This window comes from Sphingobacterium sp. UBA5789 (genome assembly GCF_002418355.1).
In the GTDB taxonomy this organism is placed as follows: Bacteria; Bacteroidota; Bacteroidia; order Sphingobacteriales; family Sphingobacteriaceae; genus Sphingobacterium.
Genome location: NZ_DIDX01000003.1, coordinates 512,624 through 539,610, shown reverse-complemented (window position 1 = coordinate 539,610; position 26,987 = coordinate 512,624). Strand labels below are relative to the sequence as shown.

General features: G+C 39.3%; 19 protein-coding genes. 12 read left to right on the top strand and 7 right to left on the bottom strand.

The window, feature by feature from the left end:
• Window positions 1-18: 18 nt before the first annotated feature.
• Complete coding sequence (gene aroC / locus B4B65_RS08620) at window positions 19-1,125, top strand: chorismate synthase (protein WP_201680095.1); 1,107 nt, start codon at window positions 19-21, stop codon at window positions 1,123-1,125.
• Complete coding sequence (locus tag B4B65_RS08615) at window positions 1,112-1,969, top strand: ROK family protein (protein WP_293915097.1); 858 nt, start codon at window positions 1,112-1,114, stop codon at window positions 1,967-1,969. The genes aroC and B4B65_RS08615 overlap by 14 nt, the downstream gene beginning before the upstream one ends.
• Before the next feature lie 33 nt (window positions 1,970-2,002).
• Here B4B65_RS08615 and B4B65_RS08610 read toward each other — a convergent pair whose 3' ends face one another.
• A complete protein-coding gene (locus B4B65_RS08610; protein ID WP_293915095.1) occupies window positions 2,003-4,423 on the bottom strand; it encodes an alpha-ketoacid dehydrogenase subunit alpha/beta in 2,421 nt (806 codons plus the stop codon).
• 195 nt (window positions 4,424-4,618) lie between these two features.
• Here B4B65_RS08610 and B4B65_RS08605 point away from each other — a divergent pair, with 195 nt between their 5' ends.
• The 3 genes from B4B65_RS08605 (at window position 4,619) to B4B65_RS08595 (ending at window position 7,123) form a co-directional block, all read left to right on the top strand.
• Window positions 4,619-5,815 (top strand): DEAD/DEAH box helicase, encoded by a 1,197-nt coding sequence (locus B4B65_RS08605; RefSeq protein WP_293915093.1) that lies wholly within the window; start codon window positions 4,619-4,621, stop codon window positions 5,813-5,815.
• 86 nt (window positions 5,816-5,901) lie between these two features.
• Window positions 5,902-6,648: a hypothetical protein gene (locus tag B4B65_RS08600; protein WP_201680099.1), complete on the top strand. Its 747-nt coding sequence runs from the start codon at window positions 5,902-5,904 to the stop codon at window positions 6,646-6,648.
• 22 nt (window positions 6,649-6,670) lie between these two features.
• Window positions 6,671-7,123: an NUDIX domain-containing protein gene (locus B4B65_RS08595; RefSeq protein ID WP_293915090.1), complete on the top strand. Its 453-nt coding sequence runs from the start codon at window positions 6,671-6,673 to the stop codon at window positions 7,121-7,123.
• A 467-nt stretch (window positions 7,124-7,590) separates the two neighbouring features.
• Here B4B65_RS08595 and rlmH read toward each other — a convergent pair whose 3' ends face one another.
• On the bottom strand, window positions 7,591-8,064 hold the full coding sequence (gene rlmH / locus B4B65_RS08590; protein ID WP_201680101.1) for a 23S rRNA (pseudouridine(1915)-N(3))-methyltransferase RlmH: 474 nt from the start codon (window positions 8,062-8,064) through the stop codon (window positions 7,591-7,593).
• A gap of 184 nt (window positions 8,065-8,248) precedes the next feature.
• On the opposite strand from rlmH, the gene B4B65_RS08585 reads away from it, so the two are divergent.
• The gene (locus tag B4B65_RS08585) at window positions 8,249-9,145 is read left to right on the top strand and encodes a DUF3078 domain-containing protein (RefSeq protein ID WP_201680102.1); all 897 of its coding nucleotides are present in this window, start codon (window positions 8,249-8,251) and stop codon (window positions 9,143-9,145) included.
• Window positions 9,146-9,213: 68 nt separating this feature from the next.
• Here the strand turns inward: B4B65_RS08585 and B4B65_RS08580 are convergent, their stop codons facing one another.
• The 4 genes from B4B65_RS08580 to B4B65_RS08565 form a co-directional block, all read right to left on the bottom strand.
• Entirely contained in the window at window positions 9,214-9,849 is a 636-nt protein-coding gene (locus B4B65_RS08580; RefSeq protein ID WP_201680103.1) for a YceI family protein, read from the bottom strand.
• A 103-nt stretch (window positions 9,850-9,952) separates the two neighbouring features.
• The gene (gene murA, locus B4B65_RS08575) at window positions 9,953-11,278 is read right to left on the bottom strand and encodes a UDP-N-acetylglucosamine 1-carboxyvinyltransferase (protein WP_293915087.1); all 1,326 of its coding nucleotides are present in this window, start codon (window positions 11,276-11,278) and stop codon (window positions 9,953-9,955) included.
• A gap of 91 nt (window positions 11,279-11,369) precedes the next feature.
• The gene (locus B4B65_RS08570) at window positions 11,370-12,155 is read right to left on the bottom strand and encodes a DUF4290 domain-containing protein (protein WP_293915085.1); all 786 of its coding nucleotides are present in this window, start codon (window positions 12,153-12,155) and stop codon (window positions 11,370-11,372) included.
• Between the two features lie 66 nt (window positions 12,156-12,221).
• Complete coding sequence (locus B4B65_RS08565; protein ID WP_201680106.1) at window positions 12,222-14,498, bottom strand: ATP-dependent helicase; 2,277 nt, start codon at window positions 14,496-14,498, stop codon at window positions 12,222-12,224.
• Window positions 14,499-14,912: 414 nt separating this feature from the next.
• Between B4B65_RS08565 and B4B65_RS08560 the strand changes: the two genes are divergently transcribed.
• The 4 genes from B4B65_RS08560 (at window position 14,913) to B4B65_RS08545 (ending at window position 24,053) form a co-directional block, all read left to right on the top strand.
• Window positions 14,913-20,210: a translocation/assembly module TamB domain-containing protein gene (locus tag B4B65_RS08560; RefSeq protein ID WP_293915083.1), complete on the top strand. Its 5,298-nt coding sequence runs from the start codon at window positions 14,913-14,915 to the stop codon at window positions 20,208-20,210.
• A complete protein-coding gene (locus B4B65_RS08555) occupies window positions 20,173-22,509 on the top strand; it encodes a BamA/TamA family outer membrane protein (RefSeq protein WP_293915081.1) in 2,337 nt (778 codons plus the stop codon). Before B4B65_RS08560 ends, B4B65_RS08555 begins: the two co-directional genes overlap by 38 nt.
• A gap of 120 nt (window positions 22,510-22,629) precedes the next feature.
• Window positions 22,630-23,568 carry a malate dehydrogenase gene (locus B4B65_RS08550; RefSeq protein WP_201680112.1) on the top strand — a complete coding sequence of 313 codons (939 nt, stop codon included), beginning with the start codon at window positions 22,630-22,632 and terminating at the stop codon, window positions 23,566-23,568.
• Window positions 23,569-23,609: 41 nt separating this feature from the next.
• Window positions 23,610-24,053 carry a retropepsin-like aspartic protease gene (locus B4B65_RS08545; RefSeq protein WP_293915078.1) on the top strand — a complete coding sequence of 148 codons (444 nt, stop codon included), beginning with the start codon at window positions 23,610-23,612 and terminating at the stop codon, window positions 24,051-24,053.
• On the opposite strand, the gene B4B65_RS08540 is transcribed toward B4B65_RS08545, so the two are convergent.
• Window positions 24,025-25,269 carry an MFS transporter gene (locus B4B65_RS08540; protein WP_201680114.1) on the bottom strand — a complete coding sequence of 415 codons (1,245 nt, stop codon included), beginning with the start codon at window positions 25,267-25,269 and terminating at the stop codon, window positions 24,025-24,027. The genes B4B65_RS08545 and B4B65_RS08540 overlap by 29 nt on opposite strands.
• Before the next feature lie 200 nt (window positions 25,270-25,469).
• Here B4B65_RS08540 and fsa point away from each other — a divergent pair, with 200 nt between their 5' ends.
• Together fsa and B4B65_RS08530 are read left to right on the top strand one after the other, a co-directional pair.
• Window positions 25,470-26,129: a fructose-6-phosphate aldolase gene (fsa, locus tag B4B65_RS08535; protein ID WP_201680115.1), complete on the top strand. Its 660-nt coding sequence runs from the start codon at window positions 25,470-25,472 to the stop codon at window positions 26,127-26,129.
• A gap of 100 nt (window positions 26,130-26,229) precedes the next feature.
• A complete protein-coding gene (locus B4B65_RS08530) occupies window positions 26,230-26,694 on the top strand; it encodes a Fur family transcriptional regulator (protein ID WP_293915075.1) in 465 nt (154 codons plus the stop codon).
• Window positions 26,695-26,987: the final 293 nt, after the last annotated feature.

The window sequence follows — 26,987 nt, the reverse complement described above, 5'->3', positions numbered from 1 at the left end:
AATACATTATTAAACTTTATGGCAGGAAATTCATTTGGAGAAGTATTCAGGATTACGACTTTCGGGGAGTCACACGGCGAAGCTATAGGTGTGATTATTGACGGTTGCCCGTCAAATATCGAAATCGATGAAACTTTCATCCAATCGGAATTGGATAAAAGAAAACCCGGACAATCCAAGATTACAACTCAACGCAAAGAAAGTGATACTGCAAAAATTCTTTCAGGTGTATTTGAAGGAAAATCAACCGGTACCCCAATTGCTCTGGTCATTCCCAATGAAGACCAGCGATCTAAAGACTATTCTCACATACAGAATAAATTCAGACCTTCTCACGCCGACTATACGTATCATATGAAATACGGGAATCGTGATTATCGCGGGGGCGGTCGTTCATCAGCACGAGAAACTGCTGCAAGAGTAGCTGCAGGTGCTGTTGCCAAATTATTTCTAAAACAACTTGGCATTGAAATATTTGCCCACGTATCTTCTGTAGGAAAGATTGATGCTCCTAACCTGGATCACAGCGATCTGTCTACACTACTGGAACAACGTGAAAATAATATTGTAAGATGTGTAGATCCGGCTACAGCCAATGAAATGATCTCATTTATTGACGGTATACGTAAAGCCGGAGATACTGTAGGAGGAAAAATTTCAACAGTTATCCGTAATGTACCTGCGGGATTAGGAGAGCCTGTATTCGACAAACTGCATGCTGATCTTGCCAAAGCTATGATGAGCATCAATGCAGTACACGGATTTGAATACGGATCCGGATTTGAAGGATCACAAATGATAGGATCCGAACATAACGACATTTTTCTGACCGAAAATCAGGACCTGGATCATGTACATACGATTACAAATTTTTCCGGTGGTATACAGGGCGGAATCTCCAATGGTATGGACATTACATTCCGTACTGCATTCAAACCTGTTGCTACTATTATGAGAGATCAGGAAACGGTTAATACCGAAGGAGAGTCTGTAAGTATTTCAGGCAAAGGAAGACACGATCCTTGTGTAGTACCACGTGCAGTAGTTATAGTAGAAGCTATGGCAGCACTCGTGATTACAGACCATTTATTAAGACAAAAAAGTTATTCGAATGCCCGTTTCTAACCGATACATTTTAGCCTCCGATATCGGAGGCTCTCATATTACCTCAGCTATCGTCGATACAGCTGACTGGTCCATTCTATTTGAAAGTGTAACACGCAATCGTGTTGATTCTTCATCGGATGCTAAATCGATTTTTCAAAGCTGGGCATCTAATCTAAAAGAGACAATAGCCAAATCTCCGAAAGAAATCACACAGCTTGGGATTGCTATGCCGGGTCCCTTCGATTATGAAAAAGGAATTTCCCTGATGCACAATCAGGACAAATATGATAGTTTGTATCAGCTTGATACTTCTGCAGGTATCCGTGAAGCCATGCAAAACCCCTCTATCGAGATCAGATATATAAATGATGCTGCAGCATTTCTTCAGGGTGAAATATTTGCTTCCAAGCTCGATAAGGAGGAAAAAATACTGGGCATTACACTGGGTACAGGATTAGGAAGTGCGGTGTGGAGTAAAGGCAGCAAAGCATTTGATGCGGACCTTTGGAATACAGCATACAGAGATTCTATTTTCGAAGAGCATCTGGTAACGCGTTGGTTTACGAGACGATTTGAAGAGTTGACAGGAAATAAAGCAGAGGGTCTGAAAGAGATTCTGGAGCAACATCAGGATGAAGCAGAATTTGCTACTCTTATTCAGGAATACAGTCAGCAGCTACTGGACTTTTTGAAATTTTTCAGTGAAAAATATAACTGTACACATTATATAATAGGCGGAAATATTGCGAAGGCATTGGACATTATAACACCTTACCGGGCAGAAGAATTCAGCGCCTATACCATTGGCAGAAGCAATCTGGATGAAAAAGCAGCCATTATCGGGGCTGCCAGTATCTTTTAGTTATAAAAAAAATTAAGGTATCCTGCTGACTACCTAATAGAGTGCAGGATACTTTTCCGGATTAGCATCGTTCATCATCTCGTAGACAATCTCAATTACATCATCAGCAGATGGCTTAGTGAAATAGTCTCCGTCTGATCCATACGGAGGGCGATGAGCCTTTGCAGTAAGTGTACGGGGCTGACCATCCAATACATAATATCCTTTCTGGTTTTCCAGTATATGTTGTAATATATATGCGGAAGCACCTCCCGGAACATCTTCATCCACCACCAGTAATCTGTTGGTCTTATCTAAGGACAATTTGCATATCTCCGTTCTATCCAGCGGATACAGACATTGGATATCTACAATTTCTATATTAATTCCCAGTTTTTCAAGTTCTATAGCCGCTTCCTGAACAACTCTCAATGTAGATCCGTATGAAACTACTGTCAGATCTGCTCCCTCTTTGACGACCTCAGCAATACCTAAAGGAACCGTAAATTCACCAATATTCTTTGGCATTTTTTCTTTAAGGCGATATCCGTTAAGACATTCTACAACCACAGCGGGTTCGTCTCCGCGGAGCAGTGTATTGTACATCCCTGCCGCCTGAGTCATATTCCTTGGCACGCAAATATGTAATCCTCTCAAAGCGCCCAGTAACACGGTCATCGGTGAACCAGAATGCCAGATTCCTTCGAGTCTGTGTCCGCGTGTACGTACAATAACCGGAGCTTTCTGCCCTGCTTTGGTACGATAACTCAGACTGGCCAGATCATCACTCAGAATCGGCAATGCATAAATAAGGTAATCCAGATACTGAATTTCTGCAATCGGACGCAGCCCTCTCAGTGAGAGTCCCAGTCCTTTACCAATAATAGCAGATTCCCGGATACCCGTATCGAATATCCGCAATTCACCGAACTTTTGCTGAAGCCCGGCAAATCCCTGATTTACATCCCCTATCTTTCCTACATCTTCTCCAAATGCGACCAATCGTTCATCTCTGGAGAAATTAGCATCAAAACAGGCATTCAGGACTTCCCTGCCATCCACAATCCGTGTTTCCTCATCATATTGTGCAGGAATAACCTGTACATGTAATGGAGAATCCGGAGTATCTGTAAACAGAAAATCGTTAAAGCGGTTTTCATTAACGCGTTGCTGTGCATGATACCAGTTCAGCAAGTCCTGTTTACCTTTAACCTGTACCCCTCTCAGTTCACGGATTGCTCTGCGTACATTGACATACACTTCTTTAAAAGAAGGCTCTGGCAATGATTTTAATGTTTTTAAAGGCATTTCCACTAAAGGAGACTCTACCCGCTCCAACAGATTTATAGCCTGTTCAAGATCTCCGTTAATAGTTTTATGATAATCTGTCCACGCTCTTCGCTGTTCTGTGCGGACATATTCTTTAGCTTCTGCTTCAATCTGGTTCAGCTCTTCTTCCGTAGCCATATCAGACTCCAGAATCCATTGTCTCATTTTTACATTACAGTCAAAATCATGCTCCCACTGCAAGCGTTCAGCAGATTTATATCGTTCGTGTGATCCACTGGTAGAGTGTCCCTGAGGTTGCGTTAATTCTGTAACATGTACCAGACAAGGAACATGTTCTTCCCGAGCATACCGTACAGCCTGTTCGTAAGTCTCCACCAGACCGGCATAATCCCATCCGTTCACTTTAAAAATCTCAAAACCAGTTGTATCTCCCTCCTGGCGTTGAAATCCTTTCAGAACTTCCGAAATATCTCCTTTTGTAGTCTGCACTTCATTAGGCACTGATATACCATAACCATCATCCCATACAGAGATCACAACAGGAATCTGGTTGACGCCTGCCGCATTTATGGTTTCCAGGAAGACACCTTCAGAAGTAGAGGCATTTCCTACAGAACAAAACACCACTTCATTCCCTTTATCTGAGAAATAAGAAAGATGATTCAGATCCGGATTATGACGGTACAATTTTGAAGCCAGCCCCAATCCCATAATGCGGGACATCTGCCCTCCGGTAGTAGAGATATCCGATACCGAATTCTTTTGCTGCATCTGGTTAAACCAGTTTCCGTCTTCATCAATCTGACGGGTAGAAAAATGACAATTCATTTGTCTTCCGCCGGATGAAGGATCCGCTTCCAGATCCGGATGCGCATACAACTGAGAAAAGAAATGATAAACAGTAGAAATCCCGGAAGCAAATACAAAGGTCTGATCACGATAATATCCTGACCGCCAGTCACCTTCCTGGAAAACTTTTGCCAAAGCAATCTGTGCAAGTTCTTTACCGTCTCCGAAAATTCCAAACTTAGCTTTTCCGGTCAATACTTCTTTTCTTCCCAACAAACTTACAAACCTGCTTTCTACCGCCAAACGGTAATCAGCAATAATGATTTGTCTAAAATCATCAAAACTCAGCTTAGAAGGTTCGTATGTTTGCATATGCTGTAATATGGTTCCTGACATCTTTTGTTCTTCAGTTTTAACAAAAATACTAAAAATAAATTCTTTAATCCATCAACACACCCCTAAATTATATGGTGAAAACCTGTGTATGCCAAATAAATGACAAATTCTTATATTTTAATTCGTCAGGTTTAAAGTAACCGGTTATTTTTCTTTTGGTATCTTTATTCGTTTTATCTCAAAATACAAAAAAAGTTGAATTTTCAAGAATTAAATCTTTCAAAGCCGCTGATCGAAAAGCTCAACACCCTTCAGATCACACAACCTACAGGGATACAGAAAGCTGTGATTCCGAACATCTTGAAAGGGAAAGATATCCTCGGTATATCCCCTACAGGGACGGGGAAGACAGAAGCCTTTGCGCTCCCGGTTTTGCATCTTTTGACAGAAAATAAACAATCTGAACATAAAACACTGATCCTAAGTCCGACCCGCGAACTGGCACAACAGACATATCTGCGAATCCTGAACTGTACTCCTTCCGAAGCAAATATCCGTACCATATCTATCTTCGGTGGCCAGTCATATGAAAAGCAGGCAGCAGAGTTAGCTGATGATCCGAATATTGTAGTCGCCACACCCGGCAGACTGCTGGATCTTGTGGATCAGAAACTTATCAACCTGTCTGAATTTAAAAAGGTAATCATAGACGAGGCAGATGAGCTATTACAACTGGGATTTATATCTGCATTGTTTCGTATACTGGGGTATATTCCTGAAGACAGACAAACTCTTCTTTTTTCTGCCACTTTTCCAAAGGAACTGGAAGAACTTGTTCAGAAAGTATTGCATAAACCGTTTCGCTTTGAAGTACAGAACCGGGAAGAACAGCAAAGCAAGATCTATCAGTATTTGTTGTTTGTAGATAAAAACGATAAAAAAAATCTTATAAAACACCTTATTGATCATTATAAAATAGATGCTGCACTAATTTTTACGCGAACCACACACGGAGTAGACCGTATTGTAAGCGACCTCCAAAAACACGGGCTCACTGCACAAGGGTTGTATGGGGACAAATCGCAGGCCGTGCGTACAGCAATAGTAGAAGATTTCAAAAACAGAAATTTCAACTTTCTTGTCGCAACAGATATTGCTTCACGGGGTCTTCACCTTGATAACCTCGATTACGTTATTAATTATGAAATTCCCGATACCGCTGAGCAGTATATGCATCGTATTGGCCGAACAGCAAGAGGAATCAGAGATGGTTATACTTACACCTTCTGTGATGCGGAAGACAACCCCAACCTGATCAAACTGCAGATTGCACTCAAAAAAAACATACCGATTTTATCCGAACATCCTTATGTGCTGAGTTGGCAAAAAATGCTAGCACACAAGGAATTAAAATCTAATTCTAAAAGAAAGGGCAGCAAGCGAAAAAAATAAAGTGAGATTGCGGGGACCTATTTTCATAGAATACCACAATATTCCTTACTTTTAGCCCTTTATATAATTGTAATAATATTCATAGAATGAGTACCATTCATTTATTTAATGATCATAAGAATCAGCCAAACGGCAATAATCTGGGCGATTTAGAAAAAACCGTCATTATCAATTCACTGATGCAGACTCCTATCGCAGAGCGTGACGGCGCATGGGTAGAAGCTTTTGTTACGAATGTTGCTGAAGCTAATCTGACACTGAGCGAACCGGAGGTCATGATGGGATCAGACGGATTCCCTTATTTTAATCTGCGGACTATTGAATCCAATCAGGATTTTAAGGCTTTTGTCATCGCAAATCAACTTGATTACATCTTGAGTCAGGGATTTGGTGTCGCTATTAATGCCGGAGCAGAACAATCGGACTGGATATTCTCTTATGGCGATTTGACCAATCTGAAACTCAACGGAGAATTTTATACTGATGAAAGTATCTTTTCCCCTCAAAACGGGAGTGCTATTATTGGCAAAGACGAAGAGATACTTGTAGGTCAGCCTTCAGAAAGTATATTACCGGCTCAGCTTCGGGCGAATATCCGCGAATATCTTGTATATAACGGAATAAAGAATCCAAAAATCGCTTTAATAGCCCGTGACTATAAAAATGATGAAACGGTAAAACAAGATTTGGTATTTAACATTATCCCCAAACAATTCGCTACCGAAAAAGAGTTTGAAGCAATAATGACGACGATAGTATGGTTTCTTCCCCGTCACTATTCCTTTATAGGTCTGGATGAAATGAGTATCGAGAACGGCTTCCAACCTTTGTAGAATAATATTAATAATAGAATACATGTATCCTTTTAATGTGCGCGTGTACGGAATACTTATCAATGAGCATGATGAAGTATTGATCAGTGATGAAAAAACTGAAAGTGTATCTTTCACCAAATTTCCGGGCGGAGGATTAGAATATGGAGAAGGACTGATAGATGCGCTCAAAAGAGAATATGAGGAAGAGTGTGCTCTCTCTGTGGATGTTGTAAAACATATTTACACAACAGATTTTTGGGAAAAGTCCAGTTTTAACGAAAGTCAGATTATTAGTATCTATTACTTAGTTAAAGCCAACCAGCCACTCCATGTGACTATAAAAGAAAAACTTTTCGATTTTGATAAAGATGAAGCAGGGGAAAAACTTCAGGCCTTCAGACTCGTACCTGTGGATCAGGTAAAATTAACTGAACTTACATTCAAAACAGATCAGGTAGCATGGGAAGAATACCTCAAAAGCCGGATTTTTTAATAATGAAAAGATTCAGATAATTTATTACTGCATATATTATATTATTTGTTAATCAGCAAAAATTCACAAATATTTAAAAATCAAATCCTTAAATGTACAAGCACAAAATAAAATACACACATTAAATAATACTATAGACTCTTTTTTCATTTATAATTTGATTTTGAATAAAAATCAGTATTTTTGGTATAGAAAATTCCTAGTCCTATAGGTTTTTTAATAGTTAGTGTGATTTTAAGGCGATACTCCCCGTATCGCCTTATCTTTTTTTAAATCACTTTTTTCCTATTTGAATATAAAGTATAAAGCAATTACTAAGATCATCCCTATAGCAATCATGATCTTTGCCCTCTTACCTTCATTATACGCCGAATCACTTTTAAAGTGATAATCTCTTTTTTGCATTCTCATATTTCCTCCTTTATTATTTAGATGCAAATTCACTACAATTTACATAATTTTTATGACTATTCATGATGATAGGGTTCACCCTTCATAATAGAAAAAGCACGATATATCTGTTCCACAAAAAACAACCTGATCATCTGATGAGAGAATGTCATCTTAGACAATGAAATCTTCTGTACGGATCTGTCATATACAGTCTGATCAAATCCATATGGCCCTCCTATTACAAAAACGATATGTTGGGTACTGTTGACCATATTCTTCTCGAAGTATCGGGAGAAATCTACTGAACGGTATTCCTTACCAAACTCATCCAGTAATACGACAGTATCCTGTGGATTGACATGTTTCAGGATCAACGCAGCTTCCTTTTCCTTTTGTTGTGCCTGACTCATATTTTTACTGTTTTTGAGATCAGGAATAATTACCATTCCAAAAGTAACATAATGCTTTAACCGATTTGTATACTTCTCAATGCCCTCATTCAAATATTTTTCATCTGTCTTACCGACACAGATCAATGTAATTTTCATCTGTATTTAATTTGGTTTTAAAAAAGAGAGCTGTATGATTCAGATCATCCGGAGATTTCAATAAATAACACCTTATGCTTTCTGCTGTCAAAGATACATAGCACAGCGTTTTTTCATTACATAAAAGTGAATCAAATTACTATCTTTATTCTTAACTAAGTTATTAAGAAATTAATCTTGCAATATGAAGAAATTAAAACTCACACTTATGCTGCTTCTGTCAGCGTTCTCCCTTGTCACTTATGCACAACAGGAAGGTGCAGATTCAACCAGATTGTGGACGATCAAAGGAGAAAATACTTTTCTGATTAATCAGAGTTCTTTTTCCAATTGGGCTGCCGGTGGTGTCAATTCCTTTGCCGGAAACCTGATGTTTAATTACGACTTCAACTACAAGAAAGACAAATGGAGTTGGGACAATAAAGTATTAGCCGCTTACGGACAGACCTTCCAGAAGGAAACAGACTGGAGAAAGAATGATGACAGATTTGCGATCAGCAGTTTACTGGGGTATCAGGCAAAGGAAAGATGGCTTTATACTTTTTTTATGAATTTCAACACACAATTTGCCAAAGGATATAAGTATGACAGCAACAATGCCAGGACATTATTATCAACAGCATTTGCTCCTGCATATCTGAGCTTTGGTCCCGGTATGGCGTATAAAGAGTCTGACAATTTTAAAATAAACATCTCGCCTGCCGCAGCACGTTTTGTATTTGTAACCAATGATTCCCTTTCCAATATAGGGGCTTTCGGTGTAGATCCCGGCAAAAAATCACGTTTTGAATTTGGTGCTTCTCTGGATGCATATTATAAAAAGGAGATTATGGAAAATATAACCTTTGAAAATATCCTTAAACTCTATTCCAATTATCTGGAAGACCCGCAGAATGTAGACGTCGATTATACCGCTAATCTCGTGATGAAAGTAAACAAATGGATCACAGTCAATGCAGGTGTACAGCTGATCTACGACGACAATACCCTTATTCCGAAAGACAACGGAGCTCCAGGAGCTGAGCGGCCGGCTTTACAGGTCAAACAAATTCTTGGTGCAGGTATAACGTACAAATTTTAGAATGACCTCTAAAAAACACAAAGCCCGAATGAAAAACATTCGGGCTTTATTTCTATAATCAGTTTGACTTATTTCTTGTTTGCAACGATATCAATTTTGAAGTTGATTTGTTTTGAAATCAAATCATCTTCTTTACCAGCGTAGTTCACACCCCAATCAGCACGCTCGATATTGAAGTCTGCATGCGTCTTGATTACGCTGTCAGTCGATTCCAATACTTTTGTATCAAATGAAATACTTTTTGTGATACCTTTGATTGTCAGATTACCGGTTACTTTTACATCAGATGCAGTAGCTCCTGCCTCTACTTTTGAAATCACAAAAGTCGCTTCAGGGAATTGCGCTGCATCAAAGAAATCAGCTGCTTTCAAATGTCCGTCCAATTTATCTTTATACTCGCCTTCCAGATCTGTAGAACTGATAGAGTTCATATCCAGTGTGAATGTACCACCTACAAGGGCATTGTTATCAATCTGAATAGAACCTGATTTAACAACTACAGTACCTGTGTGCTGACCTGTTACTTTTGTACCTGTCCATACTACTTTAGACTGCGCAGTATCTACTGTAAAAGAATTACCTGAAACTGTATTTTCAACAATAGCTGTAGAATCAGAAGTTTCAGCTTTTTTACCTTCAGGGTTACCTGCACATGAAGATAATACCAGAGCCGCAAAGGCAGAGAATAAAATGATTTTTTTCATGATGACATTAAATTGTATGTTTAAACATTAATTTGAGACAAAGATATTTAATTTCTCCTTTAATGTAACAATTTACAAGAGAAAAGACATTACTCAGACAATTCTAATGACCCGCAGGTGTTTCATCAATACGACGAATATCAGCTCCTAAAGCTTTCAAACGTTCTTCAATATGCTGGTATCCTCTTTCAATCTGCTCGATATTGTAGATTTTGGATTTACCCTGAGCCGAAAGCGCCGCTATCAATAAGGATACACCTGCCCGGATATCCGGAGATGTCATCTCAATTCCTCTTAACTTAAATGCTTTATCCAGTCCGATCACAGTAGCACGGTGCGGGTCACATAAAATAATCTGGGCACCCATATCGATCAGTTTATCTACAAAAAACAGACGGCTTTCAAACATTTTCTGGTGTATCAGCACATTTCCTTTTGCCTGAATAGCGGTTACCAGTACTATACTTAACAAGTCCGGTGTAAAACCTGGCCATGGTGCGTCAGATACGGTAAGGATAGAACCGTCTATAAACGTTTCTATTTCATAATGTTCCTGAGCAGGGATAAAAATATCATCTCCTCTCAGTTCCATCTTGATTCCCAGACGGCTGAAGATAGTAGGAATAATACCCAATTCCGGATAACACACATCTTTAATTGTAATTTCAGAACCTGTCATTGCAGCCAGTCCGATAAAAGATCCGATCTCGATCATATCCGGCAACATTTTGTGACTAGTTCCTCCAAGGCGTTCTACCCCTTCAATAGTCAACAGATTAGAACCTATACCGGAGATATTAGCGCCCATTCTGTTCAACATCTTACACAGCTGTTGCAAATAAGGCTCACATGCGGCATTATAAATTGTTGTTGTACCTTTAGCCAATACGGCTGCCATCACAATATTTGCAGTTCCCGTTACGGAAGCCTCATCCAGTAGGATATAAGTTCCTTTTAATTCGCTGGCATCGACATTAAAAAAATTATTGTCAGCATCGTACACAAATTTGGCTCCTAATTTTTCAAATCCAAGAAAATGGGTATCCAAACGGCGACGGCCAATTTTATCGCCTCCCGGTTTAGGAATGGCGGCTTTACCAAAGCGTGCAAGTAAAGGACCAACGATCATAATAGATCCGCGGAGCCCTCCACCTTTCACCTTAAATTCTTCCGATTGAAAATAATCAATATTAATATCTTTTGCTTCAAAGACATATGTATCCTGATCTACACGATTCACCTTTACACCTAATGCCTGTAACAGCTCGATCAGCTTATTGACATCTTTAATATCAGGAACATTCGCTATTGTCATTGGTTCTTCTGTTAACAGAACCGCAGAAATAATCTGCAATGCTTCATTTTTTGCGCCCTGAGGAATAATCTCACCTTTTAATGGCTTCCCACCATGTATTTCAAATGCGTTCATGTATACACTAACTATTATATTTCAAAAAAAAAAGCAATTGGAATATGATTGACATTTCAATTGCTCTGTACCATTTATCCAATTTAAAAGATTATCCTCTCTTATAATTATTTGAATGGTTGTTATTGTTGTTGTTATTATTGTGATAGCTCTTTTTAGGGCCACCGTTATTATTGTTGTTATTATTTCTTTTTACAAAACCTCCCGGTTTCTTATTGTTATTATTATTCGATTTCTGCTGATAGCTTCCTTTATTATTGTTGTTATTGTTGCTACCACCTGAAGAAGGGGTCTGGCTTTTTACACGGCTTCCCGGAGGAGGTGTTTTAAAATCAAGTTTGGTAAGAACGGTACCTTCAGGTAAGAAAAGTTCACCTTTTGAAAGTTCTTTCAAATCCTGTAAGATCTGATCATCCGATACAGAATCTTTGTTCCATGTCAGATACGCCATTTTCATAAAATTCGCAATCGACAGGATCATCTGATTTCTTTTGGCTTCATCCGTGATCAATCGGGCCTTACTTACCATTGTTTCTACGGTATGTCCATAGTGCTTGAAACGGATGTTATGCTGAGGATAGCCCAACATCTCAGGCTGATGTTTTACATTTTCTCTGCTCTGAATAGGATATGGAGAATCTACATCAATTTTAAAATCAGAAATAATCTGCAGGTGATCCCAAAGCTTGTGTTTGAAATCGGCCACATCACGTAAATGCGGATTAAGAACACCCATCATATCGATAACGACCTGAGCATGACGGTTACGTTCTTCTTTTGTTGGTAGTGAACTGATATAATCTACCATATTCTGCACATTACGACCATATTCGGCTAGAATAAGTTTTGGTCTTGTGCTGTTATAATCAAAATTCATAAATTGTGGATGATGACGCTTTAATAACGTAAGATACGCGCCGTTATTTTGTAAATATAATAAATGCTATTGTACAATCCTAAGTTTGGCAAATTTAAGCAACAATTGCTTTTGTCCCAACTCTTTAAAGAAAATAGTTGCTTTCAGGTCCGGTTTATTACCTTCCAGATTGATAACCTTGCCAAATCCAAATCTTTCATGTTCCACTTCCATCCCTACCTGGAGTCCGCTTGTATCTGACGGCGCAAAGCCTTCTGTAGGTGTATGCGCTTTTGGTAATATGGAAGTTGTCTTCACTATTTTTGGTTTCGGCTTGGAAAATGTATCCTGATCTTTCTGTTGCCAGGTCATACGTTCTCTCTGAAAACCATCTCCTGCTGAAGAAGGCATGCCTCTTGGTTTGAAATCAAGATCAAGACAGGCCGGATTCAATTCGTCCAGAAATCTGCTCGGTTCACAATTATTCAATGAACCCCATCTGTATCGTGAGGTTGCATACGATAAATGCAGCTTTTTCTCCGCACGCGTAACCGCGACATAGAATAATCGTCTTTCCTCTTCCAGCTCCGATCTGGAATTAAGAGACAACTGAGAAGGAAACAGGTTTTCTTCCAGCCCGACGATAAAGACAATCGGAAACTCCAATCCTTTTGAAGAGTGAATCGTCATCATGGATACGGTATCTGCATTCGGATTCTTATCGTTATCATCATTGGTAAGAAGAGCAATATCCTGCATAAACACATCCAGCCCACGATCTTCTATATCCTCTCTCTCCGAAAACTCCTTGATACCGTTTAAGAGCTCCTGAATATTTTCGTATCTGCTCAGTCCTTCTACTGATTTATCTTCATAGAGGTCCTTCAATACTCCCGAATGCTGTGCTATGTGCATCGCCGTATCAAATGCCGAATGGTTATTAGCCATAGCCTGAAAACTCTGCACCATAGTAGCAAAACCACTTACAGAACCGGCACTTCTTCCATCCAGAAACATCTGCGCATTTGCCACTACATCCCACAGACGGATCTGTTGCTGATCCGCAGCAATCATAATACGTTCGATAGTTGTATCTCCGATTCCACGACGCGGATAGTTAATAACACGCTTCAGTGCTTCCTCGTCATTAGGGTTGAATGTCAATCTGAAATAAGCAATCAGATCCTTTATCTCCTTCCGTTGATAAAAGGAAGTCCCGCCATATATCTTATAAGGAATATTGATCTTGCGAAGTGCCTCCTCCATGGATCGGGACTGTGCATTTGTACGATACAAAATCGCAAAATCTTTAAAATTTAATCCCTTAAGGGCTTTTTCCTGCGCAATAATATCGGCAACAATCTTTCCTTCTTCATTATCAGAAAAAGCTCTGTTTACCTTTATCTTTTCGCCATCTTCATTGTCTGAAAATACGTTCTTCTCCAGCTGGTTCTTGTTATTCGCAATAATACTGTTGGCGGCATTCACGATCATCTTCGTCGACCGGTAATTCTGCTCCAACTTGAAAACCTTTACATCCGGATAATCCTTCTGGAAGTTCAGGATGTTTTGAATATTTGCACCCCGAAAGGCATAAATACTCTGCGCATCATCTCCCACCACACAAATATTCTCATTCACCGCAGCCAGACGCTTCACAATCAGATACTGGGAAAAGTTAGTATCCTGATACTCATCCACCATCAGATATTTAAACTGATGCTGATACTTATGTAAGACATCGGGATGCTTATTCAGAAGCACATTGGTCTTGAATAACAAATCGTCAAAGTCCATCGCTCCTGCACGATAGCAGCGTTGTGCATAGGTCATATAAATCTGTCCCATCTGCCCTCTGCCATTTGAATGATCTTCTGCTTTGATAGCTTCATTCTTATTATATTCCTGCGGAGAGATCAGATTGTTTTTCGCCTGTGAAATACGGCCGTATACATGATTTACATTATACAGTTTATCATCCAGGTTCATCTCCTTTAAAATGGAACGGAGCAAACTCTTGGTGTCGTCTGTATCATAGATCGTAAAATTGCGGGGATAACCAATCAATTCGGCTTCCACACGTAATATCCGGGCAAAAACCGAGTGGAAAGTACCCATCCAGATATTCTTAGCTTCTCCTCCTACGACCTTCATGATACGCTCCCGCATCTCTTTTGCAGCCTTATTGGTAAAAGTCAACACTAATATATTAAAGGGATCCACACCTTTACGTATAAGGTGTGCCACACGATACGTGATTACACGTGTTTTACCCGATCCGGCTCCGGCGACAATCATTACTGGTCCTTCTGTCTGTTCAACAGCCGCACGTTGGGTCGGATTTAATCCTGCTAGATAATCCAAAATAATCTGTAATTTTTGTAATTAGAAAAATAGTCTGTAAAAATACGAAAACTATCTGAGAACAGCGGCACCCTTTTTGAATATCAAAAAAACGATGACCGTATTTAATCGTTAAAAATTTTTGCAGTATGCTATAGAATAAAGACGCTAAGAATGTTTTTTAACAGCGCATCTGTCTTACTTAGGAAGTATTTGTTAATTCCCTTATACAAGAATCTGTCTTTAAAGGATATACCACCCCTTTTATTGACAAAAAACAAATCCTTAACAGGCAAAAATACAATTAATTACTACTGTTATATTATCTTTGCCCCTAAGGCATATAATATGAAAATCATTTTTTTCGTAAACATATCCGGTCTTTTTACGTTGTTTAATAGAACTTTTGACGCTTAAATATAGATTTTTCAAATTTTGAATAAATTAGGACGCATTGCATTAAAGACAATCTTATGGATTGTCGGCTCTATTATAGCCTTACTTTTACTTATTGTTTTTCTGATCCGGCTCCCTTCCGTTCAAAACTTTGTAGTGGGCAAAGTGACGAATTACGTTGAAGGCAAAATCGGTACACCTGTTCGTATAGGTTACATTAAGATAGGCTTCCCTAAGGATCTTGTCCTTGAAAATGTCTATCTAGCCGATCAGTCCAAAGATACACTGGTGTCTGCAGAAGAGCTCAAAGTAGATATTGACATGTTCAAGCTGCTCAAAAACACTGTCGAAATTCAGGAAATATCTTTAAAAGGGGCTACCGCAAAGATTAGCCGCAGTCTGCCTGACAGCGCGTTTAATTTTGACTATATCGTAAAAGCATTTTCTTCGGAAAAAGAAAGTAAAGCAACAGCAGATACTACATCTGCTATGGTATTTAATATTGAAAAGGTAAATTTTGATAAAATAAGGTTTATTTATAAAGATGATGTCATCGGTACAAGAGCCGAAATCAACCTCGGTCACTTCGACACCCGTATCAAGACCTTCGACCTGACTAAAAATATGACTTTTGATATGCCGGTTGTCAATATTGACGGGCTGACAGCCATCGTAAATCAATGGTCACCAATGACCGACACCAATCGTCCCAAGGCCGAAGATTTCGGAATTACAGATCCTTCTGTGAAAGAAGCCTCTCTCCTACCCAATGTAGGCATCAAAACCGCCAATCTAAAGAATATTGATGTACGCTACAGTGATTCATCATCCGCAATGGATACCCGGTTTAATATCAATGACCTTGTAGCAAGCATACATGAAATTGATCTCAATAAGGAAATCGTCACCTTAGATAATATAAAACTGGATGGTTCGGATTCAAAGGTCTTGTTTGGAAAGATCAATAAAAAACCGGAAGTAAAAGCGACAAAAGATTCTACGGCTGCGACTTCCTCAAATAACTGGATAGTATCTGCAAATGAGATAGTCATCAACAAGACCAATTTTCTGTTTAAGGATGATAATCAAGCCCGTATGAAAGGTTTTGATTACGGTAATATCAAAATCCAGGGGCTGTCCGGAGATCTCAAAGACCTGTTTTATTCTGCAGACTCTCTATCCGGTTCCTTATCCATGCTAAAAGCTAAAGATCATTCCGGATTTGAGATTAAACAACTATCCGGTGATTTTGTATATAATAATACCGGTGCGATAATCAAAAATCTGTATGCAGAAACACCCAATACGTTATTAAGAGATTATATTAAGGTCTCCTATCCCTCATTGGATATCATCAGCACACAGCCAGAGAAACTGACATTGGAAGCAAATATCCGTAAAAGCCGTGTAGGCATGAAAGATATCCGCTATTTTGCTCCTTTTCTTGACACCATGCAGGTTATGAAACCGCTAATGACCAAAACCTTTTTTATAGACGGACGTGTCAAAGGCAGGATGAATGACTTACAGATACCAACACTGGAATTCAAAACACTCAACCGGACGCATATTATTGCCAGTGCACATATCACAGGCTTACCTGATCCTGAAAAAATGAACATTGATCTGCGTCTGAAAAAATTAACGACAGGACGCCGTGATCTGGAACAACTGATTGCAAAGTCTATGCTCCCGGATAGTATACAATTGCCAAATTCGATCGGATTGACGGGTACATTTAAAGGAGGAATGAAAGGGTTTGATGCAGATCTGAAACTCAAAACAGAACTGGGAAATGCCTCATTCGACGGTAAACTTAATATGGCTGGACGTGACACCTCCTATGATGCCAGAGTGCGAATTGAAGATTTCAACCTCGGAAATCTGTTAAAAATGGATTCTACATTGGGCATAATTGCCTTTGATGCTGATATAAAAGGACATGGTCTGAATCCTAAAACTATGCAGGCAGATGTAAAAGGGAAACTCCTAAGACTGGATGCTATGGGCTACCGTTATCAGAATATTGATCTGGATTTATTGGCCAACCAAGGAGATATAGGTGCCACGATCAGCAGTAGTGATCCTAATCTGGATCTCCATATGAATGCTAATGCGGATATGCGTGGAAAGTATCCAAAGGTAAACATGGAGATGATGATCGACAGTATCAATTTCAAAAACCTCAAACTGATGACAGACGATCTGCGCTATCATGGAAAGATCGTTGCTGATTTTGAAACTGCTGATCTTAACTTCTTAAATGGCCGTATAGACATTGTCAATTCGTCTATAGCATACAATAATGATCGTTTTGTGCTGGATAGTGTATCTATGATTGCAAAAGCAGATACCAGCCGCAATATGCTGACTCTGCAATCTGAATTCCTGAAAGCTCACCTGGTGGGTAAATATAAACTTACCGAACTGGGAAGTGCTATGCAGGATATTCTACGGGTATATTATCAGCCAAATGCCAATCCTACAAAGATACCTCCATATTCACCTCAGAACTTTGAATTCAGTGCGCAGCTGAATAATTCCAGGTTTATTCGTGACTTCTTCCCTGATCTGGAAGAGTTGAAACCTGTTACACTGGATGGTACTTTCGATAGCCAGTCCAAATCTATTCTGGCAAAACTGGTGGCACCAAAAGTCATCTATGGAGGCACAAAAATTGAAAATGTTTCCCTTGATATCAACACAGTGGACAGTACAATGTACTATTCTACGCTGATCAATAAAATTGCTATCAGTAATATTGAATTGATTAATACTGTATTGAGTGGAAAAGTAATAAAGAATAACCTCGACTTTGGTCTCTGGATAAAAGATAAACAGGAGAAAGAGCAATACTACCTTGGAGCTCAAATGAAAGTCAATGACGATAATTATATCCTGAGTTTGCTCGAAAATGGCCTGATGCTGAACTACGAAACGTGGAACATCAATCAGAATAACAGTCTTTCTTTTGGTAAAGCAGGTATCCGTGCTCAGGATTTTATTCTTAGTAATAAAGGACAGGAACTGAAGATTGTTTCGCAGGATTCGTCACTGAATTCACCCATTAACTTAAGTTTCAACAATTTCAGAATTGAGACATTCTCCCAAATGCTGGAATCCGAAGCACTGAATCTGGGTGGAGGAATAAACGGAAGTGCTACCATATCCCGTTTGGAAAGCAAACCCGTTTTTGTTTCTGATCTGACCATAGATAAATTCTATTTCGGAAAAGATACAGTCGGAAATATTGCTATTAAAGTCAATAATGAAAAAGAGAACACCTATGCCGCAGATGTGAGTATCACAGAAAATGGCAATAATGTACGTCTGCTTGGGGAATACATCAGTCCTCCGGATGGTAAATCTACATTTCAGGCAACATTAGACCTCAAGCCGTTAAAAATGAAAACCGTTGAGGCTTTTAGTCTGGGCTATCTGCAAAATACAGAAGGAAATCTTGAAGGAACACTCAATATCAGTGGTACAACTGCTGATCCGAGTATAAAAGGAGATCTTGTATTTCAGGATGCACGGCTTAACATTACCATGCTTAATGCCGACTTTTATATGGACGATCAGACCATTTCATTCAATGATCAGGGTTTGGCATTTAAGGAATTCAACATTAAAGATAAGAGAGGAAATACAGCCAAAATCAACGGTTCTATCCTGACAAAAGATTATACAGACTTTGATTTTAATCTTAATCTGAATACGAATGATTTCACTGTTGTCAACTCTACACGGGAGGACAATGATCTGTTTTATGGTAAACTATTTGTGACTTCTAACCTGCGTATCAGAGGAGACATGCACAAACCTGTAGTGGATGGTAATATCAAGGCAAATGATAAAACCGACTTCGTATTTATCGTACCAAATGATAATCCGGGCATGGTACAGCGGGATGGTGTGGTCGTATTTGTAAATAAAAGTGATACTTCTGCAGCCAACGTATTTGCAAGACTGGATTCCATGACTACCACATCACATTTATCAGGAATAGACCTTACCCTGAATCTGCAAACGGATAAAGAAGCAAAATTCAAGATTATCATGGACGAAGGCTCTAAAGATGCACTGAATATACAGGGGACGGCAGAACTGAATATGGGAATTGATGCCAGTGAAAAAATCACTATGTCCGGTACATTTACAGTAGAAAAAGGAGATTATTCCTTCAGCTTCGGCCCACTCAGCAAAGAATTTGGTTTTGAAAAAGGTAGCACTATCACGTGGAACGGAGATCCACTCGATGCACAGCTGGCTATTACAGCTCTTTATACAAACAAATTTCCGACCCTTGAACTTGTTCAGAATCAAATTGGTACCGAAAGTGCCAACTTATACAAACAACGTATTCCATTCGCTGTAAAACTGTTGCTGACAGGAGAACTATTCAAACCAAATATCAATTTTGATATTGATCTGGACGAGAAAAATGCTATTGTTTCACAGGATGTGGTCAGTAAGGTCAATATTGCTTTGACCGCCCTTCGTGAAGATCAGTCTGAATTGAATAAACAAGTCTTTTCATTGATTATACTGGGTCGCTTCATGGCCTCTAATCCATTTGAAAGTCTGTCCGGAGGTGGCGGTGTAGAGGGTACTGCCCGTAACACCATGAGTTCCTTCCTGAGTGGACAGTTGAACGCTCTGGCTTCCGATCTGATAAAAGGTGTAGAACTTGATTTCGGTTTAGAATCTTCACAAGACTATCTTACCGGCTCCGGTAATACGCGTACGGATCTTAATATCGGTGTATCCAAAATGCTGTTTGATGATCGTCTCAAAATTACAATCGGCTCTAACTTTGAGGTTGAAGGTAATTCCAGACCGGGGGAGCAAGCCAACAATATTGCCGGTGACATTTCTTTAGATTATCAGCTTTCGCAGGATGGAAGGTATTTTGCACGTGTATACCGCAAAAACCAGTATCAGGCAACATTACAGGGACAATTTGTTGAAACGGGAATTGGTTTCATCATCAATATGGACTACAATAAGTTCCGTGAAATATTCATGAATACCAAGCAATTGCAAAATTATTACGATACGGAAAGCAAAGGGTTCAGAAGAAGATTTGATGTAGAGCGGATGGATAAGGATTCCGTATACCGCGATAGCGTAAGGGCGGTGATACGCGATAGTCTGATGCAGAACAGCCCGGAATACCGTAAGCGTCAGGAGAAAAAATTGCAGGAACAGGAGAAACTTAAAAAAGATTCACTGGAAAAATCCGGCAAAAATGACACAAGCCACAAAAACATTGATACTATAAAATCAGCTATTCGTAATGAAGAAGAGGAAAGGAGACAAAATGCAAAAGGGTAAACTGCAGGCGCTGGGATTTATGACCGTCCTCATCATGCTCTCTTCAGCATGTAGCACGAAAAAGCATTTGCCGGAAGGGGAATCATTATACGATAAAGGTGAAGTAGTCATTAATTCGGATACGATCCCTGTTGACAAAAAGAAGCTTTTATCAACGCATTTGGAGGGACTTCTGATGCCGAAGCCGAATAAAAAACTATTAGGCTTACGCATTAAAAGCGGATTATACTATATGGGGGGCGGAGACTCTGTCACCAATAATATTGTACGTAAATGGATCAAAGGGCTTGGTTCAAAACCTGTTTTTCTGAGTGATGTAAACCGGGAGTATAATGAAAATTTAGTACGGAATAAACTGGAAAATATAGGTTTTTTTAATGCCGAAGTAACATCCGATACGACCATTAATAACAAAGAAGCAACAGTTACCTATACAGCGACCCCCAATCTGATCTACAGAATCAAATCTGTCAAATTTAATATCGACAGTACCTCACAGATAGGTAAAGATATTCTGGAATCAAAAGACAGATCGCTTTTAGTGGTAGGACAGAATTACAGTCTCGATGTTATTCTCAATGAGCGTGACCGTATAGATAATGAACTCAAAAATAAAGGTTATTACTATTTCAATCCCGAAAATTTACTTGTTGAGGTAGACAGCAGCATTGGAAATCACAAGGTAGATATGTATGTGGTATTGAAAAAAGAAACTCCTGAACAGGCTAAACATCCACAAAAAATAGGCAATATTTATATTTATCCCAATTACCAGCTTTCTAATACAGGGTATCAGTTATCTACCCCGAGAAATGCAGAACTTTTCAGGGACAATTACTATATCATCGACAGAAAAAATACGTTCCGTAAACCAGTTATCGCGAATCACATTTTTTTTAAACGCGGAGACACTTACAACCGTCACAATCACAATCTGACGATCAACCATCTGGTCAATCTCAACAGTTTCAAGTTTGTGAAGAACAACTTTGTAGATTCTAAAGACTCTACAAATACACTTGATGTTTATTATTACCTGACGCCACTTCCGAAGAAATCACTTCGTCTGGAACTATTGGGAAAAATGGCATCTGTGTACAACGGCTCCGAACTGAATGTCACATGGAGTATGCGTAATGCCTTCAGAGGAGCTGAACAACTATCGCTCAATGTATTCGGAGGTTATGAAACGCAGACAGGAGGAAGTGTCAATCTGAATTCCAGTTATTACCGCTATGGAGCTGAACTGACTTATTCCTTGCCCCGTCTGCTGACACCATTTAAGTGGTCAGGAACACGTAAGTATATTCCTAAAACATATTTTAAAACAGGATTTGAATTTCTAAACAGAAAAGCAGCTTATCAGCTGAATTCCATTAAATTTGACTATGGATATGCCTGGAAAGAGACAGATGAAAAACAGCATGACCTGAGCGTACTGGAAGTAGTGTATGTACAACCTCGTAATGTATCTGACGATTACCGCGCACAAATGGATACTGTACCTTCCTTGAGACATATTATTGATCCGCAGTTTTCTTTCGGTCCCAACTACAATTACACCTACACCAATACCATGAATACAGCGTTGCAAAATACGTTCTATTTTAAAGGAGGTGTAGATTTATCAGGTAACATTCTGGGATTGATTCAGGGAGCCAATTATGCCGAAGGCAAGCGTCACAAGATCTTCAATGCATATTACGCGCAGTATATTAAGCTGCAGGCGGATGCCAGACATTACTTTAAATTGTCTGAAACGTCGCAGATCGCATCGCGTATTGCTATCGGATACAGTTATTCCTACGGTAACTCCAACTCTCTGCCCTACCTCAAACAGTATTTCGTCGGTGGACCTAACAGCCTGAGAGCATTCAGAGCAAGAGCCATTGGTCCGGGTAGTTCCGCACCACAAAATGTGGGGCAAAACAACTTTTTTGCGGATCAGACGGGTGATCTAAAATTAGAATTGAACACAGAGTACAGAGCTAAATTAGCCAGTATTGTTCATTGGGCAGCTTTTATCGATGCTGGTAACGTGTGGTTACAAAATGCAGATCCCGACAAACCAGGAGGTAAATTTTCAAAAGACTTTATAAGTGAACTGGCAGTAGGCGCCGGTGCAGGTCTGCGCTTTGACTTTACCTTCCTGATCTTACGTACGGATTTTGCTATTCCGTTGCGTGTACCTTATTTGCCTAAAGGTGACAGATGGGTATTCAAGGATATAGATTTCGGAAGTAAAACCTGGAGAAGTAACAATCTGGTATTCAATCTGGCTATTGGATATCCGTTTTAAGGCAGAATTTTCGGATCTGTTTTTCCGGATTTTATTTTTTTTAATCTACAGGAGTTCGTTATTTATTCAGTATATTTACCATATACCGAATAAGTGTAAAACAAGTTAAATTCAAGGTTTATGAAAGTTACAGTCGTAGGTGCAGGAGCTGTTGGAGCAACCACAGCAGACAATCTGGTCAGAAGAAGTGTAGCAGAAGAAATTATTCTTCTGGACATTAAAGAAGGTTTTGCAGAAGGTAAAGCTCAGGACATTTCGCAGACTGCAGCTCTTCTGGGTTTTGATGCAAAAATTAAAGGTGTTACCAACGATTATGCGCAGACTGCAGGATCTACTGTAGCTGTTATTACTTCGGGTATACCACGTAAACCCGGAATGACCCGTGAAGAACTCATCGGCACCAATGCAAACATTGTAAAATCTGTTGTCGAAAATCTGGTAAAACATTCCCCGGACATTATCATTGTTATTGTATCCAATCCTATGGATACCATGACCTATCTTGCTCTTAAATCCAGCGGACTTCCTAAAAACCGTATTATCGGAATGGGCGGAACATTAGACTCAGCACGCTTCAAATACCAGTTAAGTGAGAAGCTAAATGCTTCACCAGCTGACCTTAACGCTATAGTAATAGGTGGTCACGGTGACACAACCATGATCCCGCTGATCCAACATGCCACGTGGAACAGTATACCTGTATCTACATTTTTAACCAAAGAAGAACAGGACGATATCGTACAAAAAACAATGGTCGGTGGTGCTACCTTGACAGCTTTGATCGGCACATCTGCCTGGTATGCTCCCGGAGCAGCATCTGCTGCTGTAGTAGAAAGCATCGTCAGGGATCAAAATAAACTTTTTACAGCTTCCGTGTATCTTGAAGGAGAATTCGGACAGGAAGACATCAATCTTGGTGTACCTGTGATTATCAACAAAAATGGATGGGATCGTATTGTTCCTCTGGAACTTTCGGATGAAGAATCTAAAAAATTCAATGCAAGTGCCGAAGCCGTACGCAATATGAATAATGTGCTGAAAGAGATTAATGCGTTATAATTTTTCTTCAATTACCCCTATAGCGCTCTTCTAAAGCATACATGATTAGTATTCCTTTCACGCTGCTTAATCTTCAGGGAGATGGTTACCACATTATCCTGGAAGTCGAAATATTTGAGAGATCCTTTAATATGGTTTTGGACACAGGTGCTTCCAAAACCGTATTGGACAAGACTACAGTTATCTCCTCCGGTCTGGCCGAACAGGACCTGCAAAGTACAGATATTCTTTCTACGGGACTAGGAACTAATTCCATGGAAAGCTTTATCCTCCATCTGCCCAAATTAAGAATCAATGAATGGGAAACTAAAAAGATCGATGTAGCCGTATTAGATTTAAGTTCAATCAATTATGCTTACGAACAGATGGGTATTGAACCTGTAATCGGTGTATTAGGAGGTGATATTTTAACACGCTACGGCGCTGTGATAGACTATAACAAACATACTGTCAGACTCAGGAATCGCCCCGTTCGTAAAAGCTGAATTTAAACAACCGCCTGTGAATATGTAAGCGGAGGTAAGTATAGTAAGCTACTGAAATAAGTACACCGGCTCCTCCCATTATATACAAGGTATTTCTCAATCCGCAATATTCAGCAATAACACCCACCAGTAAACTCCCTAAAGGAAATATTCCCTGAAAGGCCATTACATAATAGCTTATAGCCCGTGCACGGTACGCCGGTATAGCATGCGTTTGTATATAGGTGTTAATACTGGAATTCTGAACCATCATCGCAAAAGAAATGACAGCGATATAGATTAAAGCAAAAGCCAGCATCTTGGATCCGGCAAGAAAAACCAGTCCTACTCCCATCGCCAGTGCTGAAAACAAGACACCATATCGAAGATTACTCCCTGACTTAAGCCTTGCCATATTAAAGGCGCCAAGCATTGCTCCGAGCCCTGCAGCACTTTCAAACCATGAAAAGGTATCTGCGTTACCGGAAAACATATCTTTCGCTACGGCAGGCAATAAGGAAGTGAAAGGAATAACAAACATGCTGGAAAGTGCCAGCAGCACGATAAGAGAAGAAATGTGAGGAGAATGTCGCAGATAATTAAACCCTTCTACAAGTCCTCTCCAGGTACTCTCTTTGTGATTAAGCGATACAGACTCTTTTACATTCATCAGCATCAACATAGCGATGACCGGAATAAAACTGATAAAATTAAGTCCGAAACACACCAATTCGCCATACTTACTCAGCAAAAAACCTCCTATTGCAGGTCCTACCATGCGGGCGGCATTGAATACAGATGAATTGAGCGCTATAGCATTAGGAAGATCTTTCTTATTGTCTACCAGCAATACCATTAGAGATTGACGTCCCAGCACATCATACGCATTGATAACTCCTTGTACAAACCCCAGAACACTAAGCCAGAATACCGTCTCCCATTTCATATACACCAACAAAGTCAGTAGACCTGCCTGAATCATCAATCCGATCTGAGTCAGAAAAACAAGCCTGTATTTCTTGTGTTTATCTACAAAACTGCCTATAAAAGGAGAGAAGAACAGTGAAGGTGATAACGAAATAAAAGTGACCAGCCCCAGATAAAATACAGAATCGGTAAGGCGATAAACCAGCCAGCTAATGGCCACACGCTGCATCCATGTGCCCAGAAGAGAGATAGCCTGGCCTGTAACATGAAGTCTGAAATTGGGATATGATAAAGATCTAAAAAGTTGCATGCAAGTAATTTCAGGATAAAAGTACCACTTATCTTAGCAGAATAGTGGCATTAAGCGTACATTGTTACATTCTATACAGAATAGAAGCACAAAAGTTTGAAAAATCTGTAATATTTAATTTATGCAGTGAGTATGCGGAGGAATAATTATCTTTACACAAAATTTATTTTTTCAAACAATTAACAATCAATTCAATACACATGAAATTTTTTATTGATACCGCTAACTTAGATCAGATTAAAGAGGCACAGGACTTAGGCGTATTAGACGGTGTAACCACAAACCCAAGTCTGATGGCTAAAGAAGGCATCAGTGGCGAGGAGAATGTAATCAATCATTACAAAGCTATCTGCGCCATTGTTGAAGGTGATGTAAGTGCTGAAGTAATTTCTACAGATTATGAAAACATGATCAAAGAAGGGGAAATACTGGCGGCGCTGGATGACAAGATTGTAGTGAAGGTACCTATGATCAAAGACGGTATTAAAGCGATCAAATATTTCAGTAAAAAAGGTATCAAAACCAACTGTACTTTGGTATTCTCAGCAGGTCAGGCTTTACTGGCTGCCAAAGCCGGAGCGACTTATGTATCTCCTTTTATCGGAAGATTAGATGACATTTCGACAGACGGATTAGCCTTGATCGAAGACATTCGTTTGATCTATGATAACTATGGTTATACAACACAAATCCTTGCTGCTTCAGTACGTCACAGCGCTCACATTTTGGGTTGTGCAAAGATAGGTGCAGATGTTATGACAGGTCCTTTATCAGCTATCGTTTCGTTGTTGAAACACCCGTTGACAGATAGCGGTCTTGCACAGTTTCTGGCGGATCATGCTAAAGCTGCAGGTAAATAAAAAGTAAAACGAAAGTCATAAGAAAACCGAAAACAAGACCGGGCTGCACCGTGACTGTTTTCGGTTTTTTTATACCTGAAAGTTTATGTAAATTTGCAATATGAAATCGATTGAAAATCCGGAAAATAAAACTGCTCAGGAAGCACATTTCACAAGCCTGTTACGTTCAAACAAATTGAAAGTGACACAGCCAAGATTACGTGTTCTGGAGATTGTATCTGCAAAGAATTCTGCGATATCCCAACCCGATTTAGAGAAGATTCTCGGCGCTGAAATAGACCGTGTAACGCTATACAGGATACTGGCAAACTTTGAAGAAAAAGGAATTCTGCACAAGATCATTGACCTCAACGGCACGGCTACATATGCCATATGCTCTACCCAATGTTCGGCACATGATCACCATGATCAGCACGTACATTTTATCTGTACAGTATGTAACAGCATCTTTTGTCTCGAAGAAATTTCACTACCCAAAATCAATCTTCCCAAAAATTTTAAGCTTCATTCGATAGCGGTAAATGCCGTAGGTCTTTGCGACAATTGCCAGTCTTCAGAAGAATAATATCCCTCCGGTTTATCCCCATCTCTTCTTTTTGATAAGATAGTTTTCAAAACTATCCATGCCTTATACTATCCATTTTTTCAAGCTAAATATAATACTTTATAATATGCTAAATTGTATATTTAAATTTTATAATATACTGTATTTAACATAAATATAAAAGTTAAAATAAACAAAATATTTATTTAAATATTTTAGCAAACACCATCAAATCTGATGAATTTAAAACAAAAATGTGCTCATTTACTGTAAACGCACATTACATTCTTTTCAATTTTAGCAAAATAAATCAT

Coding starts and splice junctions, on each gene's coding strand:
- aroC (WP_201680095.1), top strand. CDS start 19: ATGGCAGGAAATTCATTTGGAGAAGTATTCAGGATTACGACTTTCGGG.
- B4B65_RS08615 (WP_293915097.1), top strand. CDS start 1,112: ATGCCCGTTTCTAACCGATACATTTTAGCCTCCGATATCGGAGGCTCT.
- B4B65_RS08610 (WP_293915095.1), bottom strand. CDS start 4,423: ATGTCAGGAACCATATTACAGCATATGCAAACATACGAACCTTCTAAG.
- B4B65_RS08600 (WP_201680099.1), top strand. CDS start 5,902: ATGAGTACCATTCATTTATTTAATGATCATAAGAATCAGCCAAACGGC.
- B4B65_RS08595 (WP_293915090.1), top strand. CDS start 6,671: ATGTATCCTTTTAATGTGCGCGTGTACGGAATACTTATCAATGAGCAT.
- rlmH (WP_201680101.1), bottom strand. CDS start 8,064: ATGAAAATTACATTGATCTGTGTCGGTAAGACAGATGAAAAATATTTG.
- B4B65_RS08585 (WP_201680102.1), top strand. CDS start 8,249: ATGAAGAAATTAAAACTCACACTTATGCTGCTTCTGTCAGCGTTCTCC.
- B4B65_RS08580 (WP_201680103.1), bottom strand. CDS start 9,849: ATGAAAAAAATCATTTTATTCTCTGCCTTTGCGGCTCTGGTATTATCT.
- murA (WP_293915087.1), bottom strand. CDS start 11,278: ATGAACGCATTTGAAATACATGGTGGGAAGCCATTAAAAGGTGAGATT.
- B4B65_RS08570 (WP_293915085.1), bottom strand. CDS start 12,155: ATGAATTTTGATTATAACAGCACAAGACCAAAACTTATTCTAGCCGAA.
- B4B65_RS08555 (WP_293915081.1), top strand. CDS start 20,173: ATGAAGAAGAGGAAAGGAGACAAAATGCAAAAGGGTAAACTGCAGGCG.
- B4B65_RS08550 (WP_201680112.1), top strand. CDS start 22,630: ATGAAAGTTACAGTCGTAGGTGCAGGAGCTGTTGGAGCAACCACAGCA.
- B4B65_RS08545 (WP_293915078.1), top strand. CDS start 23,610: ATGATTAGTATTCCTTTCACGCTGCTTAATCTTCAGGGAGATGGTTAC.
- B4B65_RS08540 (WP_201680114.1), bottom strand. CDS start 25,269: ATGCAACTTTTTAGATCTTTATCATATCCCAATTTCAGACTTCATGTT.
- fsa (WP_201680115.1), top strand. CDS start 25,470: ATGAAATTTTTTATTGATACCGCTAACTTAGATCAGATTAAAGAGGCA.
- B4B65_RS08530 (WP_293915075.1), top strand. CDS start 26,230: ATGAAATCGATTGAAAATCCGGAAAATAAAACTGCTCAGGAAGCACAT.